This window comes from Bradyrhizobium zhanjiangense, from assembly GCF_004114935.1.
GTDB lineage: Bacteria > Pseudomonadota > Alphaproteobacteria > Rhizobiales > Xanthobacteraceae > Bradyrhizobium > Bradyrhizobium zhanjiangense.
The window spans coordinates 7933691-7951357 of record NZ_CP022221.1 but is presented as its reverse complement, the minus strand read 5'-3'; the positions used below and the strand labels follow the sequence as shown (position 1 = coordinate 7951357).

Here is a 17667-nt window from a genome sequence, read left to right as displayed (position 1 = left end):
ACCTTTTCGTAGCCCGGATGGAGCGAAGCGCAATCCGGGGCCGCTTGGGCGTGACGGGTACTGCTCCCGGATTGCGCTTCGCTCCATCCGGGCTACAAGGCGGGTCGGTTCTAAGGCTCCACTGGCGTGCCCGCCGGCAACGCAATTCCTTTCTCGCCGGCGATCTGCCGCAACAGGTCCGGCCTATCGGAGATGATGCCGTCGACGCCAAGCTCGATCATGCGCGCCATGTCGTCGGGCTTGTTGACCGTCCACACCACGACGCCCAATCCAAGTCCGCGGGCCTCCGAGATGAGCGCCGCGGTCACATCGCCAAAATAAGGCGACCAGACCGCGCCGCCCGCGGCCTTGATCGTCCGCGGCAGCGAGCCGCTGTGATCGGCCGGATTGAAGCCCGCGGTCCAGTTGGTGGCTTTGTCGAGCGCCACGGTCTGGCCTGAGCCGCGCTCGAGCGTGAGGTACACCGTCGGTATCTTCGGTGCTTGCTGTTGCACGAGCTGCAACGTTCTCCAATCGAACGACTGGATCATGACACGGTCGGAAAACTTTTCGGCCTCGATCAGGCGGAGGAGCCTGGTGACGAAAGCTTGCGGGTCGAGAGATTGGTCCGGATGGTTCGGATCGATCTTGGTCTCGATGTTGAAGCCAACGCGGGTGTTGCCGGACTTGCGTACCAGTGCGAACAGTTCGCTCAAGGTGGGAATGCGTGTTCCCGGCACAGCGCGCTGATCGGGAAATTGTCTCGCGTAGGCGCTGTCCGGTCGGATCTGGCCGACGTCATAGGTCCTGACCTCGTCGAGCCGCAGTTTCACGAACGGGGTGCCGGGCGCAGTGATGTAGGCCCCGTCGGGGCCGCGCGCGAGATCCGGATTGAGCCCGCGTTCATGCGAGACGACGACTTCGCCGTCCGCGGTCACACCGACGTCGAGCTCCAGCGTGTCCACGCCCATCGACAGCGCATTGGCGAAGGCCGGCAGGGTGTTTTCCGGCAGCAGCGCCCGCCCGCCGCGATGTGCCTCGAGGTCGAATCCCATGGCCTCTCCCGCCATCAAAACCCAGAGCGCAGCTAGTGCGGTCGTGGCACGTGTTGGCATGGTGCCTCGAATAGCAATCTATTGTTCGTGCCGACCGCCGAAGGCGGTGACGAAGACGGCTGCCTCAGTTCTGGTAGTAATAGCCGCGCGGCTGATAAACCGGCCGGGGCTGTGGCTGATAGTAGGAGCCCTGCTGGCCATAGCCCTGGTCGTAATAGGGGCGCGGCTGCTGCTGCTGATAGACCTGCGCGTCATAGAGCGGGCGGCCGGCCGAGCGCGGCGCCGGATAGCGCGCGCCGGTGTCGCTGCCGTCAGCCGGATAGATGTAATTGTCGTCCTGCGGCATGTAGCGGCGGGCGGGCTGCGCCGGCGGCGTCAGGTTCACGGGATCGCCGGCAGTGCTGTACTGTTCTTCGGCCGGCTGCGGCGCGCGGGCAACCGCATTGGCGTTGCGGCTGCGGGGATTGCGCGCCAGCGCCACCTGCGCCGAGCCGGTCAGCGTCACCGTGGTGTTGAGCACGCCCTGCTGCTGCACCAGCGCATAGAGCGTCGAGGCATTCTGGCGCGACAGCCGCACGCAGCCATGCGAGGCCGGCGAGCCGAGCCGGCCGACGAAGTCGGTGCCGTGGATGGCATGCCCGATCTTGGTGAAGAAGATCGCGTGCGGCATCGGCGCGTCGTCGAATTCCTTGGAGTAGTGATCCTCTTCCATGCGGAAGGCGCGAAACGCGCCGTTCGGCGTCTCGCGGGAGGGGATGCCGGTCGACACCGGCCAGTGATAGCGCGCGACGCCATCGACCGCGACGGTCATCTGCTGATTGTCCTTGTCGATGGTGATGTCGACCTTGGCCTGCGCGGCGCCCGCGCTCAAAAGCATCAGGGAGCTGAAAGCAATCAAAAACGAACGCATCGGACTTCTGGCCTCCGGCCTGTTCATGCTAGGCGCCGCGGCTCTCCGTCCCCCGTCGTGCACTATGCCTGCAATCCGGCTTTCGTTCCAGCGGCCTAGCCGTCCATCGTTAACGCGATGCAGGGCGTAAGCAAGGCCGCTTTGTGCCGCGTGGCTCGCGGCGGCGCTGACATTTTCGCGAGCCGGATTTGCGTTCACAACGCCGACAATTCGTCACAAAGGCGCAACCATTTGGCCGCTCGGTGCGTTGTTCATCGCCACCCTTCACAGGGCAGCGCTCGCTGCCATTCATCCTTTGGGACCGAAGATGAACAAAGCCCGTATCGCCGCCGCGCAATTGCCGGCCGGTTTGCCCGTCCGCCTGCTGTTCGCAGCCGCCGCCATCCTGCTCGCGCTGTTGTCGCTACCGCAAGCCGGCCACGCCCAGGGCATCGTGCGCGGCGCCCAGGAAGGCTCTTATGAAGGTAACCGGATTGCCGGCCCCGTCGGCGGCGCGGTCGGCGGTGTCGTTGGTGCCGGTGTCGGCGGCGCCGTTGGCGCGGTCGAGGGCGTGCTCGGCATTCCCCACCGTCACTACCGCCACCGGTGCCACGGCTACTATGACGGCTATCACCGCTTCCATTGCTATCGGTGATGTCGTCGTAGCCCGGATGGAGCGCAGCGCAATCCGGGGCTGCTGTCGCATGAGGCTACGACGGTCCCGGATTACGCCGACGCTCCATCCGGGCTACGTATCTCCGTCAATTCTTCAGCCGATACCCCGTGCGGAAAATCCACCAGATCACGACCAGGCAGGCCACCAGGAACGCCAGCGTCATGCCGATGCTGACGGACACGCTCACGTCGGCGATCTCATAGAAGCTCCAGCGGAAGCCGGAGATCAGATAGACGACCGGGTTGAGCAGCGCCACCGTGCGCCAGCCGGCCGGCAGCATGTCGATGGAATAGAAGCTGCCGCCGAGGAAGGTCAGCGGCGTCACCACCAGCATCGGGATCATCTGCAGCTTCTCGAAGCCGTCGGCCCAGATACCGATGATGAAGCCGAACAGGCTGAAGGTCACCGCCGTCAGCACCAGGAAGGCCAGCATCCAGACCGGATGATGGATGTGCAACGGCACGAACAGCCCGGCGGTGGCGAGGATGATCAGGCCGAGGATGATCGACTTGGTCGCGGCCGCGCCGACATAGCCGAGCACGATCTCGAAATAGGAGATCGGCGCCGACAGGATCTCGTAGATCGTGCCGGTGAATTTCGGGAAGTAGATGCCGAACGAGGCGTTCGCGATGCTCTGCGTCAGCACCGAAAGCATGATCAGGCCTGGCACGATGAAGGTGCCGTAGCTGACGCCCTCGACCTGGCTGATGCGCGAGCCGATCGCGGCGCCGAACACCACGAAATAGAGCGAGGTCGAGACCACAGGCGAGACGATGCTTTGCAGCAGCGTGCGCCAGGTGCGTGCCATTTCGAACAGATAGATGGCGCGGATGGCGCGGTGATTCATGACGTCCTCACGAGGTCGACGAAGATGTCCTCGAGCGACGATTGCGTCGTGTCGAGATCGCTGAAGCGGATGCCGGCGGTGCGGAGATCGCCGAGCAGGCTGGTGATGCCGGTGCGCTCGCCCTTGGTGTCGTAATCGTAGACCAGCGTCGCGCCGCTATCGCAGAGGTCGAGCTTGTAGTGCTTCAGGCTGTCCGGCAGCGCATCGAGCTTGCCTTGCAAATGCAGCGTCAGCCGCTTCTTGCCGAGCTTCTGCATCAAGGTCGTCTTGTCCTCGACCAGCACGATCTCGCCCTTGTTGATGACGCCGATGCGATCGGCCATCTCCTCGGCTTCCTCGATGTAGTGCGTGGTCAGGATGATGGTGACGCCGGACTGCTGGAGGGTGCGCACCACCTCCCACATGCCCTTGCGCAGCTCGACATCGACGCCGGCGGTGGGCTCGTCCAGGAACAGGATCTGCGGCTCGTGCGACAGTGCTTTTGCGATCATCACGCGGCGCTTCATGCCGCCGGACAGCGTGATGATCTTGTTGTCCTTCTTGTCCCAGAGCGAGAGGTCCTTCAGGACCTTCTCGATGTGCGCAGGATTCTTCGGCTTGCCGAACAGGCCGCGGGAGAAGCTCACCGTCGCCCACACGCTCTCGAAGGCGTCGGTGTGCAATTCCTGTGGCACGAGGCCGATCAGCGAGCGCGCCTTGCGGTAGGAGGTCTGGATGTCTTCGCCGCCGACGAGGACGCGGCCCTCGCTCGGATTGGCGATGCCGCAGATGATGGAGATCAGTGTGGTCTTGCCCGCGCCGTTCGGCCCGAGCAGCGCAAAAATCTCGCCGCGCTTGATGTCGAGATTGACGTTCTTGAGCGCCTTGAAGCCGGACCCATAGGTCTTCGACAGATTGGCGACGGAAATGATGAAGGACATGATGGCCGCAAGGCTAAGAGCAAAGGCTGGGGGAGGGAGGCTGGAACCTGCCGGGAAGGGCGGGTCAGCGGAGCCCTGAGATAGGAACGCCCTTACCGGGCCGCAATTCCTCGGAGAAAAATGATCTCAAAACCGGCCATTCGGTGGCTGGTTTCAGGCAAGTGTTGCGCGATGGTCACGGCGTGCGGCTAAGATTGTCGCTCACGCGGCTCTTTGTTGCGTCTGCGAGCAGGCCGTGGCTACGATTCCGGCCAATCGCGAAGCGTATTGTCCCCAGGGAAAACACCGATGAGACCGAACGGCCGTCACACCGCTGGCGCGAGCCAGTTGTCCGCCCTCCGTGTGTGGGCGATGGCCCTGCTCCTGCTGTCAGTTGTTGCCATCAGCCCGACCGGCGCCAAGGCCGCGCCGAGCCAGGCCGCGACAGCAACCACGCATGTCTACCTGCTCCGGGGCGTGCTCAACATCTTCTCGCTTGGGCTCGACACGATCGGCGCCCGGCTCCAGGCGCAGGGCATCCCGGTGACCGTCGCCAATTTCGTCTCCTGGTCCTCGCTCGCCGATGAAGCCGCGACCGCCTACAAGGCCGGCCGCCTCAAGACCATCATCTTGGTCGGCCATTCCTCGGGCGCGACAGCGCTGCCGGACATGATCGCCAAGCTCAACCAGCTCGGCGTTCCCGTAAAGCTCGCGATCGGCCTCGACTCCGTGTTCAAGACCAAGCTGTCGACCGGCGCCGAGCGTTACATCAACATCTATATCGGCGACGGTCCCGGCGAGCCGGTGCGGGCTGCCGCTGGCCTGCGCGGCAAGCTCGACAATGTCGACGTGCGCGGTACCGGCGTCGGCCATATCTCGATCGACAAGAACGAGGCGATCCAGCGTCGCGTCATCGCCGAGATCGACGCCGCGATCATGCGCTCGCGCGCCCCGACAGCTCCAGTCGCCCAACCCGGCACAGCCAGGCCGGCGCGCTCGGCGGCCGCAGCGGCTCCGGCGCGGAACTAGCGACTTCTGCCGCGGTGCTGGTTCACCGAGAGTCGACCGGGCGGCCGTCCTCGGCACCCGGCGCCTCCGGCCTCAGATAGACGATCAGGCAGCAGCAACACATCGCAAGCCCGGCGACGGGGAAGCGCAGGGCGACCGCGGCCGCGAGGGCGAAGACGCCGAGGGTCACGATCGAGCGGACGCGCATAATCTTGCGCTCCCGCGGCGCGACCTCGCTGTCCGGCGCTCGTCCGACGAGATCCCAGATCAGCGCGACATAGGTCGCGTTCACCAGGAAGAACACCGCGGCGTAGAACGCGACCGGCTGCGGTGCGAGCTCGCTCACCGCCATCCAGGCGGTGGAGAGCGGCAGCAGCGACACCGAGAACAAATGCGCGAAGTTGAACCAGATCAGTCGCGGCGTCGCTTCGCTCGCATAGCGCAACAGATGATGATGGTTGGCCCAGACGATCGCGATGAACACGTAGCTCACGGCATAAGAGAGCCACGTCGGCCATAACGCCAGCAATGCCGCAAAGGTCGGGATTTCCGGCGGACGAAGCTCCAGCACGAGCACCGTAATCAGGACCGCGAACACGCCGTCCGAAAATGCGCTGAGCCGTTCCGGAGATCGTCTCGCATGGGCCATGGCGACAGCTTCCGTTATTTCAAGAACGCGCGAATGCTTTCCGCGATCTCCTTCGCATGGGTTTCCAGCGCAAAGTGACCAGTGTTGAAGAATTGCACCACCGCATTGGGATTGTCGCGCTTGAATGCCTCGGCGCCGGGCGGGATGAAGAAGGGATCGTTCTTGCCCCAGGCCGCGAGGAACGGCGGCTTGTGGGTACGGAAATAGCTTTGGAATGACGGATAGAGCGCGACGTTGCTCTTGTAGTCGCCGAATAGATCGAGCTGCACGTCGTCGGCGCCGGGGCGCGCGAGATAGAAATTGTCGAGGTTCTGGCCGTCCGGCGACACCACGGCCGGATCGGGAACGCCATGTGTGTACTGCCAGCGCGTGGCCTCCGGCGTGAGCAAGGTACGCAGCGCCTCGCGATTAGCCGGTGAAGGGTCTTGCCAATAGGCCTTGATCGGAGTCCAGCCTTCGCTGAGGCCCTCCTCATAGGCATTGCCGTTCTGCGAAATGATGGCCGCGATCCGCTCGGGATGGCTGAGTGCCAGCCGAAAGCCCGTCGGCGCGCCATAGTCGAACACATAGATTGCGAAGCGATCGAAGCCGATCACTTCGGTGAAGCGCTCGATCACGCGCGCGACGTTGTCGAAGGTGTAGCGGAAGGTGTCGCGTGCGGGCATGTCGGACTGGCCGAAACCGGGAAGGTCCGGCGCCACGATGTGAAACCGGTCTGCAAGCTGCGGGATGAGGTCGCGGAACATGTGTCCCGCGCTCGGGAAGCCGTGCAGCAGGAGGAGCTTCGGCGCGCCGGCGGTGCCGGCCTCGCGATAGAACACCTTGAAGCCGTCGACGTCTGCGGTGCGGTAGGTGGTCGGGGTCATGGCCGATCTCCATTGCTGTTCGTAACCAATCAAAGCGATTTTTAGAGGTTATTAACCTGCGACGTAACTTGTCAATAGCCTTTTTAGAGGTTACCTAAATCGCAGCTTTCGGACCGGACAGGGACCGCTCATGGACAGACCGCCCGCCATGTTCATCGCCGACTCGCTCGGCCTTGATTTCCTCAACTCGGTGGCGACACCGGTCGATACGCCGGTCGATTGGCTCGACGATGGCGAAGGTCTGGTCGACTGGCTGGCACAGGCGAAGCTGGTGCCGGCGGATGAGCTGGGTGCGCTGAAGGCGCGCGCGATGCCGGGCGAGCTCGACAATGTCGCCGGTCAGGCCCGTGCCTTGCGCGAGTGGTTTCGCGGTTTCGTTCAGGCACATGCCGGCCGGCCGCTCACTGCGAAGGCGTTGCATGAGCTTGGCCCGCTGAACGACGTCCTGGAGCGCGATGAGGCGTTCAGGCAGATCGTGCCGCGCAGCGGTGAGCAGGGTGACGGTCTTGCGCTGCTGAGGATGCGGCGCTGGCGATCACCCGAATCCCTGCTGCTGCCGATCGGGGAAGCCTTGGCGAAATTCGTCTGTGAGGAGGATTTTTCCGACGTGAAGGCATGCGAGGGTCATAACTGCACGATGCTGTTCGCCGACCATACCCGGAGGCGCGCGCGGCGATGGTGCACAATGGCGATCTGCGGCAACCGGGCCAAGCAGGCCGCACACCGCAGCCGGCTCAAGAGCCGGCAGTGATCGATCGCGGCGCTACATGCGACGCAGTCAGGCCGCCGCGACGCGAACCTGCATACTCGCAAGGCCGCGCAGGGAATTGTTGAGCCTGCGCTTCGGCTCCGCCGTGAGCTCGATGGTCTTCACGCGCCTTGCGAGCTCGCTGAAGATCAATTCGCCTTCCAGACGCGCGATCATCTGGCCGACGCAGGCGTGAATGCCGGCGCCGAAGCCGACATGTCCGGTCGCAACCCGTTCCACCTCGAAACGGTCCGGCTTGTCCCACCGTGCGGGATCGCGGTTGGCGGAGGCCATGAACAGCAGCACCTTGCGATGCGCCGGGATCACGCCGCCGCCGATCTCGACGTCGCGCGAGGTGGTGCGAAAGAACGTCTGCACCGGCGAATCGTAGCGCAGGCCTTCCTCGAAGGCGTTGCGCGCCAGCTCCGGCCTGTGGTGGAGCTTGCGGTATTCATCCGGATGTGTGGCGAGCGCGAGCAGGGTGTTGCCGATGCCGTTGACGGTGGTGTCGATCCCCGCGGTGAGGAACGGCCGCACCAGATGCGTCGCCTCATGCTCGGTGATCTCACCCTCGTCGGCCGCCTGGTAGATCATCATGCCGAGCCCGTCGGGCCGTAGCGCATCTCGTGCGCAACATTCCATGATCCAGCCCTGGGCCGCGAGACCTGCCTTGCGCGATGCGGCTAGCATCTCGTTCTCAGGGCCAAAGCTGTCGAACACGAACGTGCTCCAGGCCAGCAGCTTCTCACGGCCGTCCGGCCGGATGCCGATCGCATCCGGAAACACCTTCATCGGATAGGCTTCGGCGAGATCGGTGACGGCATCGAATGAGCCTCTGTCGATCAGCTCCGACACCTTCTTCTCCGCTTCCCGCTGAAACGTCTCGCGCAGCTTCCTTGCGACGCCCGGAGACAGGGTGCGGCCGAGAACCCGCCGGCCTTTGTCGTGGTCGGGCGGATCGATCTGGAGCGTCAGCGGCTTTGGCAGTGCCGGGTTCATGCCGTGGAGCCCGACGCCCTCGCCACTGATGAACGCCTTCCAGTCCTTCAGGGCCGGCTCGACCTCGGCATAGCCTGCCATGGCCCACACGCCGTAGCGCTTCAGCGCGAACGCAGGCCCGAGCGCGCGCAGCGCCTCATAGGCAGGATAGGGGTCGATCAGGAAGTCAGGCGCAAACGGGTCAACCGGACTCGATGCAATGCCGCTCATGGTCAGCTCCCAACGGCTATTGTTTCGTCAGCGGGCACTGGGCTTCGCTCTCGGAGCGGAACGCGTTCTCGCCCTTGACCGTGGCGACCACCTTCAACAGATCCCAGGCGGAGGTCGACTCGTCGGGAGCCTTGACCTGCAAGAGGTAGAGCGGATGGATCTTGCGTCCGTCCTTGCGGATGTAGCCCTTGCCGAACAGCGGATCGTCGGTCGGCATCTGCTTCATCGCCGCTACCACCGCCTTGCCGTCCTTGGCGCCGCCGGCCTTGTCGACCGCTTTGAGATAGTGAATGACCGAGGCATAGACGCCGGCCTGCATGTCATTCGGATAGGCCTTCGAGGGAATGCGTTCGGCGAAACGTTTCGCGAAAGCACGCGTGCCGTCGTTCAGATCCCAGTAGAACGGGTTCATGATCTGCGCGCCCTGCGCAAATTTCAGTCCGAGCGCGGGCAGGCCGTTCATGCCGAGGATCAGTCCGGCCAGCTTGTGGTCCTTGGTCAGCCCGAATTCGGCAGCTTGCTTCATCGACGTGATGGTGTCGTCCCCGGCATTGGCAAAGCCGATGACGTTCGCGCCCGACGCCTGGGCCTGGAGCAGGAAGGAGGCGTAGTCGGCCGTTCCGAGCGGATGCCGCACGCTGCCGAGCACCTCGCCGCCGGACGCTTTCACGGCCTCCGCCGCCTGCTTCTCCAGATCATGACCGAAGGCATAGTCGGCGGTGATGAAGAACCACTTCTTGCCGCCCTGCTGCACGATCGCCTTGCCGAGGCCGCGCCCATAGGCATAGGTGTCGTAGGTCCAGTGCACGGTGTTCGGTGTGCATTTCTCGCCGGTCAGGAGCACCGTTCCGGCCCCTGATCCGACGAAGACCTTGTTCTTTTCGGCGCTCATGCCGGCGACAGCGAGAGCGATCGACGAGTTCGGAATGTCGAAGATCGCATCGACGCCTTCGTTCTCGTACCAGCGCCTGGCGATGCCGATGCCGATGTCGGTCTTGTTCTGATGGTCGGCCGCGACGACCTCGATAGGCTTGCCGCCGGCCTTTCCGCCATAGTCCTCGACCGCCATCTTGGCGGCGATGACCGAGCCGATGCCCTGATAGCTCGCGAACGGACCCGATTGGTCGTTCAGGATGCCGATCTTCACGACGTCCTGGGCGAATGCCGGTGCGGCCGTCAGCATCGCGGCCAACATGCATAATTTATGCAGGAATTTGCTGTTCATTGTCTCCCTCCCATGCGCGGTCTTGGTGCCGCTGAATAATAGTTATATTTTATAGCTATTTTTGAGAGTGTCAATTCGGCTGGCTTATGGCCGGCCGCGGCGGATTGAGGATCATGAGCTCGAAAGCGTTACGACCCGGAGCGAAGTCCGCTCAGCAATCGGAGACATCGCTCGATTTGCGCGCGCTTCAGCGGACGCCCGGCTTCATGCTGCGCCTAGCCCAGCTGAAGTTCTTCGAAGGCTTCTACGAGGAGTTTGCCGCATTGGGCTTGACGCCCGCGACCTATGCGATCTTCGTCGTCATTCGCGACAATCCGGGGGTTCCCCCCAGCAGCCTTGCCAGCGTGCTCCGCCTGCGCCTGCCGAACCTGATCAAGATTCTGAACGAGCTCGAATCGTCCGGCTTCATCAAGCGCAACCGCTCGAAGTCCGATCGCCGCGCCGTCGAGCTGATGCTGACGCCAAAGGGCGCAAAGCTCATTGCCGAGGGGGCAAGGCTGACGCAGCCCTACAATGAAAGAATGTTGGCGCCGCTCAGCGAGGCCGAGCAGCGCATGCTGCTTGACCTCTTGAACCGGATTCTGCCGCTCTAGCCCTTCTGGGACGATCTGAGGCCGATCGTCGCAAAGCTGTCATCTCCCGCCAAGGCGCGGCAGCTCGACGGGTTTCCGAGGGGCTGCAGCCGGTTCCGTGCCCCAAAATCCACCCAATCGGTGGTCACTAAGCCCCGCGGGGGAGGCCACTGCCTCCCCGTGGCGGGACTGCTGGACGGATGATTTATGTGAGGCGACTAGTCGTGCTGGCAGCGGTTGCGCTGCTCGCCTTGAGCAGCGGCATGGCCGCGGCCTCACCGGCCAAGTCCAAGACCACTGCGGCCGTCCCCGCCGCGCCGCCGCCTCCGCCGTTCGAGCCATTGCCGCCGCCGAAGGTTTATCTGTTCCGCGGCGCCATGGGGCCGATCTTCTCGACCGGCATGGATCGGCTCGGCGAGAAGCTGACGCAGGCCGGCTTCTCCGCCGACGTCTACGAATTCACCCTGTGCCGGCTGATCGGCAACCGCGTCATCGCCAGCTACAAGGAGAAGGCGGCACCGATCGTGCTGATCGGGCACTCCATGGGCGGGCTGTGCTCGATCGTCATCTCGGAGATGGCGGCCAAGGAGAACATCCCGATCAGCCTCGTTATCGCCATCGATCCCGCGCATGCGACCGGCGACGTGCCGCTCAATGTCGAGCGCTTCATCAACATCTTCCTGTCCGACAGCGTGCTCGGCGGCGGCGACGTCGTCGCCGTGCCCGGTTTTCGCGGCCATTATGCCAGCTATGATCTGAAGGAAAATGCGCGCGTCTCGCACATCAACATCGAGAAGTCCGACGACATCCATCGCCAAATCGTCGAGATGGTGACGCAGTTGCCGCGCATCCCACCGCAGACCAAGGCCGATGCCGTGCCGCTGCGCTATCTCGTGCCCGCAGATACGCTGGTCGAATTGTGGGACAGCGGCGTTCGGCTGCCGGTTCGTCGCGGCGACACCATGGAGAGCATCGCCGCCGCTAACCGCGTGCCGCTGTGGTCGCTCGCGCAGAGCAATTCGCTTGCAGAGGATGCGCAGCTCACCCCCGGCCAGACCATCATCGTCCCGCGTCATCTGACACCGCCGGAGCCGGCCGCAGCGATGGCGATGCCGCCGCCGGCCGGGCGGAGGTAGGGATTCTAATCGTAGTCGGTGCGCTCCCTCCGCCGCTTGCGGGGGAGGGGTGGGGAGAGGGTGTCTCCGCAAGCGAGAACCCCGAGAGGAGAGAGCCCTCACCCGCGCCTTCGGCGCGACCTCTCCCGCAAGCGGGAGAGGTGCAGGGAGCCAGCGGCAAGACTAGTCTCAATAGCGGCAACGACCTCACACATTCGACCCGTGAATCGCGTCGATCACGGCGTCGGTCACTTCCTTCGTCGTCGCCTTGCCACCAACATCAGGCGTCAGAACGCCGGCCGCGCAGACGCGCTCGACGGCCGCCATCAGCCGCGAGGCAGCGTCCTTCTCGCCGAGATGCTCGAGCATCTGCGCGCCGGTCCAGAACGTCGCGACCGGGTTGGCGATGCCTTTGCCGGTGATGTCGAAAGCCGAGCCGTGGATCGGCTCGAACATCGAGGGGAAGCGGCGCTGCGGATCGATGTTGCCGGTCGGCGCGACGCCGAGACTCCCGGCGAGCGCGCCGGCGAGATCGGAGAGGATGTCGGCGTGCAGATTGGTCGCCACGATGGTGTCGAGGCTCTTCGGATGCAGCGTCATGCGCACCGTCATGGCGTCGACCAGCATCTTGTCCCAGCTGACGTCGGGAAAATCAGCGGCGACCTCGGCGGCGATCTCGTCCCACATCACCATGCCGTGGCGCTGCGCGTTCGACTTGGTCACGACCGTGAGCAGCTTGCGCGGACGCGACTGCGCGAGCTGGAACGCATAGCGCATGATGCGGCCGACGCCGACGCGGGTGAAGACCGCGACTTCCGTGCCGACTTCTTCCGGCAGGCCCTTGTGGGCGCGGCCGCCCATGCCGGCATATTCGCCTTCCGAATTCTCGCGCACGATCACCCAGTCGAGATCGCCGACGCCGACATTGCGCAGCGGCGAGGCGACGCCCGGCAAAATTTTGGTCGGCCGCACGTTGGCGTATTGGTCAAAGCCCTGGCAGATCGGTAGGCGCAGTCCCCACAGCGTGATGTGGTCGGGCACTTCGGGCGCGCCGACCGCGCCGAAATAGATCGCGTCGAATTTCTTCAGCTCGGTGAGCCCATCGGCCGGCATCATCACGCCGTGCTTTTTGTAATAGTCCGAGCCCCAGTCGAACGTTTTGACGTTGAAGGCGAGATCGCCGCTGCGTTTTGCCAGCGCCTCCAGCACGCGGATTCCGGCCGAGATGACCTCGGGACCGATCCCGTCGGCGGGAATGGCTGCGATCGAATGGGTGCGCATGAGAATGCTCCGTTGAGAGATCAGTGGGATTGCGGGACGGGTTCGACGGGCGCGGGTTGCGCGCGCGACAATAGCAGGGTGAGGACCGCAGAGAGAACGAGCAGGCCGGCGACGAAGTAAAGCCCGCCGACAAAACTGCCGGTCTGATTCTTGATCCAGCCGATCATGGCGGGACCGACGAAGCCGCCGAGATTACCGATCGAGTTGATGGTGGCGATGCCGGCCGCGGCCGCGGGTCCGGACAGGAACAGCGTCGGCATGCTCCAGAGCGGCGGTTTTGCCGAGGAGATGCCGATATTGACCAGCGTCAGCGCGACCAGCACGGCGACAACGCCGGCCGCAAGGCCGGCATAGGCAAGTCCCACAGCGGCGATCAGGCAGGCCCACACGACGTGCCAGGTGCGCTCGCCGGTGCGGTCCGAATGCCGCGCCCACAGGATCATGGCGATGACGGCGGCCGTTGCCGGCAGCGCATTGAGAAAGCCGACCTGAAGCGAGGATAGGCCAAACTGCTTGATGATCTGCGGCGCCCAGACGCCGAGCGTATAGAGGCCGGCCGAAGTGCCGAAATAGATCAGCGACAACGCCAGCACACGGGGATCGGCGAGCCCGCGCCAGATGCTGTGGCTCGCAGTCGCGACCTTGCTGGTGGTCTCGACGTTCATGGTCTCGACCAGCCAGCGCCGCTCGTCTTCGGCAAGCCATTTCGCCTTCTCGGGGCGGTCGGTCAGAAAGCCCAGCACGACGAAGCCGAGCAGCACGGCCGGCAGCGCCTCCAGCACGAACAGCCATTGCCAGCCCTTGAAGCCGAGCATTCCGTCCATCTCCAGCAGTGCACCTGAGATCGGCGAGCCCAGCACGGTCGAGAGCGGCGCGGCCGCCATGAACAGAGCCGTCACCGCGGCGCGCTGGCGCGCCGGGAACCAGTAGGACAGATAAAGGATGATGCCGGGAAAGAAGCCGGCTTCGGCAACGCCAAGCAGGAAGCGCAGCACGTAGAAGCTGGTCGGCCCTTGCACGAACGCCATCGCGGCCGAGACGATGCCCCAGGTGATCATGACCCGCGCGATCCAGATCCGCGCGCCGATCTTGTGCAGGATGATGTTGGAGGGCACCTCGAACAGGAAATAGCCCCAGAAGAAGATGCCGGCACCGAAGCCATAGACCGCGGGCGACAGGCCGATGTCCTTGTTCATCGTCAGCGACGCGAAGCCGATATTGACGCGGTCGATGAAGGCCACGAAGTACAGCAACATGATGAAGGGAACGATGCGCAAGGTGATCTTGCGCAGCACGCGCGTCTGAATCTCGCTCGCCACCCTGGCCTCCTGCAATCCCGGTTTATCGTTGTGTCGGCGGGCCGGAGGGCCCATGCCGGCGACGAGCCTAGGCGGGGGCACGCAGCAGACTCAATTGGCGCTGGTTTATACAAAAAAATGATATAATCATGAGGAGGATCAGAGGACCGGCGAATGGAATTGCATCAGCTTCGCTGCTTCGTGGCGGCGGCTGAACAGCTGCATTTCGGCCGCGCGGCGCAGCAGCTCCAGATGCTGCCCTCCGCGCTCGGCCGCCAGATCAGGCTACTGGAGGAGGATCTGGGCACGCGGCTGTTCGCGCGGACGACGCGCGCGGTGTCGCTCACCGAGGACGGCGCGACGCTGCTGCGCGATGCTCGCGCCATCCTGGCCCGAGTCGAGGCGGTCGAGAGCAATTTGCGCAACCGCTCACGCGCAGGCGCGCGGCGGCTCCGCGTCGGCGCCATCGACAGCGCGGCCGCGGGATTGCTGCCGCCGCTGCTGCGCGATTTCCGCGACAAGCATCCTGACATCGCGGTGCAGCTCCTCGAAGACAAGACGATCCGGCTGCTGCCGAAGATCCTGACCGGCGCGCTCGATCTCGCCTTCGTTCGCCCTCCCGACCGCGCCGACAAACGGCTCGAATTCCGCGATCTGCTCCAGGAGACGGCATCGTGGCGTTCCCGCAGCGGCATCTGCTGGCCAAAAGGACGTCGATCAGGCTGGCTGACATCGCCGACGAGGCGATGCTGGTGCCCGACCGCCGCTCGCGGCCGCACAGCCACGACCTCACGATGAAGCTGTTCGAGCAGGCCGGCCTGACACCACGCATCGTGCAGGTCGCCGATGAGAAGCAGACCATCATCAACTTGGTCGCAACCCGGCTCGGCGTTGCGATCGTGCCGCGCTGGACCGCGAGGATGGCGGTGACGGGCGTACGCTTCGTGCCGCTCCGGCCGAAGCAGGTCGGCCCGGTCGGTCGGCTGCCGCTCGCCGCCGCATGGCTGCGCGGCTCGCGCGATCCGGCCCGCGACGCCATGCTGGCGGTGCTGGAAGCGCGCCTGCGCAGCTATGCGCGGGAGGCCTGAGACGCTATGACGGAAGCTCGGATCAAAGGTGAGTGCGATGTCTGAACAGAGAGTGTCGAGCGAGTTGCGGGTTGCCATTGCGGGGCTGGGCTCGATCGGCACCAAGATCGCAGCTGCGTTGGATCAAGGCATCGAAGGCCTGACGCTGTCGGCGGTGGCCGCGCGCGATCCCGCCAAGCATCAGGCGTTTCTCGGTGGCCTGCGCCGCCCGCCGCGGGTCTTGCCGATCGACCAGCTCGGCGAAGTCGCTGACATCGTGGTGGAATGCGCGCCAAGCCGGCATCTGCGCGAGATCGTCGAGCCCGCGGTCAGGCGTGGCAAGACCGCGGTCGTGGTCAGCGTCGGCGGGCTGCTCGACAATTTCGATCTCGTCGATCTTGCCCGTGGCAATGGCGGCCGCATCATCGTGCCGACCGGCGCGCTGATCGGGCTCGACGCCGTCAACGCTGCCGCGATCGGCACCATTCATTCCGTGAAGATGGTGACGCGCAAGCCGATCGACGGCTTGAAGGGCGCGCCGTTCATCGTCGAGAACAACATCGACATCGACAAGCTGCGCGAGCCGCTCAAGCTGTTCGAAGGCACCGCGCGCGAGGCCGCAAAGGGGTTTCCGGCCAATCTCAACGTCGCGGTGGCGCTGTCGCTTGCGGGCGTCGGGCCCGACCGCACCCAGGTCCAGATCTGGGCCGACCCGACCGTGACGCGCAACGTTCATCGCATCGAGGTCGAGGCGGATTCGGCGCGGTTCTCGATGTCGATCGAGAACGTCCCGTCCGAAAATCCCAAGACGGGCCTGATCACCGCACTGTCGGTGATCGCGCTGCTGCGCAAGCAGCGCGCCACACTCTGCGTCGGAACCTAACGCTTAGGCCCCCGTCACGCGCCAGATCACGTTGCCTACGTCGTCGGCCATCAGCAGCGACTTCTTGTCGGGGCCAATCACGACGCCAACCGGACGGCCGTAGGATTCCTTCTCGTCGGGGGACAGAAAGCCCGACAGGATGTCGCTACTGAGGCCGGACGGCTTGCCGTTCTCGAACGGAATGAACACCAGCTTGTAGCCCGACAGCTTGCTGCGATTCCACGAGCCGTGCTGGCCGATCACCATGCCGTCGGGGAAGCCGGGCAGCGTGCCGGCGGGCATCCAGCACAGGCCGAGCGAGGCGGTGTGGCCGCCGAGTGCGTAGTCCGGTTGAAGCGCCTTTGTGACCATCGCCGGATCCTGCGGCACGCGGTCGTCCACCGTCTTGCCCCAGTAGCAATAGGGCCAGCCGTAGAAGCCGCCGTCGCGCACCGAGGTGAGATAGTCCGGCGGCGTTTCGTCGCCGAGGCCGTCGCGCTCGTTGACGACGGTCCAGAGCACGCCCGTCGTTGGCTCCCAAGCGAGTCCCACCGGATTGCGCAGGCCAGCACCAAAAATGCGATGCGTGCCGGCGACGAGGTCGAGCTCGTAGACCGCGGCGCGGCCCTCCTCGACCTCCATGCCCATCTCGGCGATGTTGCTGAGGGAGCCGACGCCGGCATAGAGCTTCTTGCCGTCGGGGCTCGCGAGCAGGCTGCGGGTCCAGTGGCCGCCCGGCTTGAACGTCGTGAGCCGCTTGCCCGGCGCGGTGATGCGGTCGGCATTGGCGACGTAAGGAAACGCCATCACGCCGTCGGTGTTGCCGACATAGAAGGTGTCGCCGACCAGCGCCATGCCGAATGGCTGGCTGAGGTTTTCCATGAAGGCACCGCGAACCTCCGCAACGCCGTCACCGTCCTTGTCGCGCAACAGCGTGATGCGGTTGGCGGAAACGCCGAGCGCGGCGGCGCGCCGCATCGTCGCCTGCATCGCATAGTGAAACACGGTGCGCGGGGGGCCTGCGATCTGCGTCGCTTCCGCGATCAGCACGTCGCCATTGGGCAGCACCTCGATCCAGCGCGGATGATCGAGCCCGGTCGCGAACGCATTGACCTTGAGCCCGGGCGCGACGGTCGGCTTTTGGCCCTCGCTCCAGCCACGCGCGGTCGGCATCTTCAGCGTCGGGATCGCGCCTTGCGGCTTCGCCTCGGGGATCGCAGGCGTCTCTCCCCAGGCGGGTGCGGGCTCGGTGCCCGACAGCTTCCGCCATTGCAGCGCGATGCCGCCGAGGAGCGCAACGAACTGCGCAAAGATGCTTGAAAACGTCATGAGAAGCCCCTGTGTGCGCGCGCATCCAACTGGTTGACGGGACAGACGTCAACCTGTGCGGCATGCCGCCGGGGTCTATTCCCTTGGAATGGC

General features: G+C 64.7%; 17 protein-coding genes and 1 pseudogene. 7 read left to right on the top strand and 11 right to left on the bottom strand.

Features of this window, described 5'->3' with window-relative positions:
- Positions 1-110: 110 nt before the first annotated feature.
- Both XH85_RS38010 and XH85_RS38005 read right to left on the bottom strand, forming a co-directional pair.
- Positions 111-1094, bottom strand: a complete 984-nt coding sequence (locus XH85_RS38010) for a glycerophosphodiester phosphodiesterase (RefSeq protein WP_128936015.1) — start codon at positions 1092-1094, stop codon at positions 111-113.
- Positions 1095-1158: 64 nt separating this feature from the next.
- Positions 1159-1971, bottom strand: coding sequence for a L,D-transpeptidase (locus XH85_RS38005; RefSeq protein ID WP_128936014.1), 813 nt, complete (start codon positions 1969-1971; stop codon positions 1159-1161).
- A gap of 280 nt (positions 1972-2251) precedes the next feature.
- Here XH85_RS38005 and XH85_RS37995 point away from each other — a divergent pair, with 280 nt between their 5' ends.
- Positions 2252-2578, top strand: coding sequence for a hypothetical protein (locus tag XH85_RS37995; RefSeq protein WP_128937571.1), 327 nt, complete (start codon positions 2252-2254; stop codon positions 2576-2578).
- A gap of 106 nt (positions 2579-2684) precedes the next feature.
- On the opposite strand, the gene XH85_RS37990 is transcribed toward XH85_RS37995, so the two are convergent.
- Both XH85_RS37990 and XH85_RS37985 read right to left on the bottom strand, forming a co-directional pair.
- Positions 2685-3446 (bottom strand): ABC transporter permease, encoded by a 762-nt coding sequence (locus tag XH85_RS37990; protein WP_091879164.1) that lies wholly within the window; start codon positions 3444-3446, stop codon positions 2685-2687.
- Positions 3443-4366 carry an ABC transporter ATP-binding protein gene (locus XH85_RS37985; RefSeq protein WP_128936013.1) on the bottom strand — a complete coding sequence of 308 codons (924 nt, stop codon included), beginning with the start codon at positions 4364-4366 and terminating at the stop codon, positions 3443-3445. Before XH85_RS37985 ends, XH85_RS37990 begins: the two co-directional genes overlap by 4 nt.
- 288 nt (positions 4367-4654) lie before the next feature.
- Here XH85_RS37985 and XH85_RS37980 point away from each other — a divergent pair, with 288 nt between their 5' ends.
- Positions 4655-5374 carry a hypothetical protein gene (locus XH85_RS37980; RefSeq protein ID WP_128936012.1) on the top strand — a complete coding sequence of 240 codons (720 nt, stop codon included), beginning with the start codon at positions 4655-4657 and terminating at the stop codon, positions 5372-5374.
- A 22-nt stretch (positions 5375-5396) separates the two neighbouring features.
- On the opposite strand, the gene XH85_RS37975 is transcribed toward XH85_RS37980, so the two are convergent.
- Positions 5397-6002: a TMEM175 family protein gene (locus tag XH85_RS37975; RefSeq protein ID WP_128936011.1), complete on the bottom strand. Its 606-nt coding sequence runs from the start codon at positions 6000-6002 to the stop codon at positions 5397-5399.
- A gap of 14 nt (positions 6003-6016) precedes the next feature.
- A complete protein-coding gene (locus XH85_RS37970) occupies positions 6017-6868 on the bottom strand; it encodes an alpha/beta fold hydrolase (protein WP_128936010.1) in 852 nt (283 codons plus the stop codon).
- Positions 6869-6998: 130 nt separating this feature from the next.
- Here XH85_RS37970 and XH85_RS37965 point away from each other — a divergent pair, with 130 nt between their 5' ends.
- Positions 6999-7619: a CGNR zinc finger domain-containing protein gene (locus XH85_RS37965; protein ID WP_128936009.1), complete on the top strand. Its 621-nt coding sequence runs from the start codon at positions 6999-7001 to the stop codon at positions 7617-7619.
- Positions 7620-7646: 27 nt separating this feature from the next.
- On the opposite strand, the gene XH85_RS37960 is transcribed toward XH85_RS37965, so the two are convergent.
- Together XH85_RS37960 and XH85_RS37955 are read right to left on the bottom strand one after the other, a co-directional pair.
- Complete coding sequence (locus XH85_RS37960) at positions 7647-8825, bottom strand: cytochrome P450 (RefSeq protein WP_128936008.1); 1179 nt, start codon at positions 8823-8825, stop codon at positions 7647-7649.
- Positions 8826-8841: 16 nt separating this feature from the next.
- Positions 8842-10050 (bottom strand): ABC transporter substrate-binding protein, encoded by a 1209-nt coding sequence (locus tag XH85_RS37955; RefSeq protein ID WP_128936007.1) that lies wholly within the window; start codon positions 10048-10050, stop codon positions 8842-8844.
- Positions 10051-10163: 113 nt separating this feature from the next.
- On the opposite strand from XH85_RS37955, the gene XH85_RS37950 reads away from it, so the two are divergent.
- Together XH85_RS37950 and XH85_RS37945 are read left to right on the top strand one after the other, a co-directional pair.
- Positions 10164-10643 (top strand): MarR family winged helix-turn-helix transcriptional regulator, encoded by a 480-nt coding sequence (locus XH85_RS37950; RefSeq protein WP_128936006.1) that lies wholly within the window; start codon positions 10164-10166, stop codon positions 10641-10643.
- 179 nt (positions 10644-10822) lie between these two features.
- Positions 10823-11758: a LysM peptidoglycan-binding domain-containing protein gene (locus XH85_RS37945; protein ID WP_128936005.1), complete on the top strand. Its 936-nt coding sequence runs from the start codon at positions 10823-10825 to the stop codon at positions 11756-11758.
- A 186-nt stretch (positions 11759-11944) separates the two neighbouring features.
- Here the strand turns inward: XH85_RS37945 and XH85_RS37935 are convergent, their stop codons facing one another.
- Together XH85_RS37935 and XH85_RS37930 are read right to left on the bottom strand one after the other, a co-directional pair.
- Positions 11945-13018, bottom strand: coding sequence for a tartrate dehydrogenase (locus tag XH85_RS37935; protein WP_128936004.1), 1074 nt, complete (start codon positions 13016-13018; stop codon positions 11945-11947).
- A 20-nt stretch (positions 13019-13038) separates the two neighbouring features.
- Positions 13039-14337 (bottom strand): MFS transporter, encoded by a 1299-nt coding sequence (locus XH85_RS37930; RefSeq protein ID WP_128936003.1) that lies wholly within the window; start codon positions 14335-14337, stop codon positions 13039-13041.
- Positions 14338-14490: 153 nt separating this feature from the next.
- On the opposite strand from XH85_RS37930, the pseudogene XH85_RS37925 reads away from it, so the two are divergent.
- Together XH85_RS37925 and XH85_RS37920 are read left to right on the top strand one after the other, a co-directional pair.
- Positions 14491-15404, top strand: a pseudogene (locus XH85_RS37925) (LysR family transcriptional regulator).
- Positions 15405-15441: 37 nt separating this feature from the next.
- Entirely contained in the window at positions 15442-16266 is an 825-nt protein-coding gene (locus XH85_RS37920) for an aspartate dehydrogenase (RefSeq protein ID WP_128936002.1), read from the top strand.
- 3 nt (positions 16267-16269) lie between these two features.
- Here the strand turns inward: XH85_RS37920 and XH85_RS37915 are convergent, their stop codons facing one another.
- Positions 16270-17574, bottom strand: a complete 1305-nt coding sequence (locus XH85_RS37915) for a PQQ-dependent sugar dehydrogenase (protein ID WP_128936001.1) — start codon at positions 17572-17574, stop codon at positions 16270-16272.
- Between the last annotated feature and the right edge of the window lie 93 nt (positions 17575-17667).

Coding starts and splice junctions, on each gene's coding strand:
- XH85_RS37920 (WP_128936002.1), top strand. CDS start 15,442: ATGTCTGAACAGAGAGTGTCGAGCGAGTTGCGGGTTGCCATTGCGGGG.
- XH85_RS37990 (WP_091879164.1), bottom strand. CDS start 3,446: ATGAATCACCGCGCCATCCGCGCCATCTATCTGTTCGAAATGGCACGC.
- XH85_RS37955 (WP_128936007.1), bottom strand. CDS start 10,050: ATGAACAGCAAATTCCTGCATAAATTATGCATGTTGGCCGCGATGCTG.
- XH85_RS37995 (WP_128937571.1), top strand. CDS start 2,252: ATGAACAAAGCCCGTATCGCCGCCGCGCAATTGCCGGCCGGTTTGCCC.
- XH85_RS37980 (WP_128936012.1), top strand. CDS start 4,655: ATGAGACCGAACGGCCGTCACACCGCTGGCGCGAGCCAGTTGTCCGCC.
- XH85_RS38005 (WP_128936014.1), bottom strand. CDS start 1,971: ATGAACAGGCCGGAGGCCAGAAGTCCGATGCGTTCGTTTTTGATTGCT.
- XH85_RS37970 (WP_128936010.1), bottom strand. CDS start 6,868: ATGACCCCGACCACCTACCGCACCGCAGACGTCGACGGCTTCAAGGTG.
- XH85_RS37985 (WP_128936013.1), bottom strand. CDS start 4,366: ATGTCCTTCATCATTTCCGTCGCCAATCTGTCGAAGACCTATGGGTCC.
- XH85_RS37975 (WP_128936011.1), bottom strand. CDS start 6,002: ATGGCCCATGCGAGACGATCTCCGGAACGGCTCAGCGCATTTTCGGAC.
- XH85_RS37950 (WP_128936006.1), top strand. CDS start 10,164: ATGAGCTCGAAAGCGTTACGACCCGGAGCGAAGTCCGCTCAGCAATCG.
- XH85_RS37915 (WP_128936001.1), bottom strand. CDS start 17,574: ATGACGTTTTCAAGCATCTTTGCGCAGTTCGTTGCGCTCCTCGGCGGC.
- XH85_RS38010 (WP_128936015.1), bottom strand. CDS start 1,094: ATGCCAACACGTGCCACGACCGCACTAGCTGCGCTCTGGGTTTTGATG.
- XH85_RS37935 (WP_128936004.1), bottom strand. CDS start 13,018: ATGCGCACCCATTCGATCGCAGCCATTCCCGCCGACGGGATCGGTCCC.
- XH85_RS37965 (WP_128936009.1), top strand. CDS start 6,999: ATGGACAGACCGCCCGCCATGTTCATCGCCGACTCGCTCGGCCTTGAT.
- XH85_RS37945 (WP_128936005.1), top strand. CDS start 10,823: ATGATTTATGTGAGGCGACTAGTCGTGCTGGCAGCGGTTGCGCTGCTC.
- XH85_RS37960 (WP_128936008.1), bottom strand. CDS start 8,825: ATGAGCGGCATTGCATCGAGTCCGGTTGACCCGTTTGCGCCTGACTTC.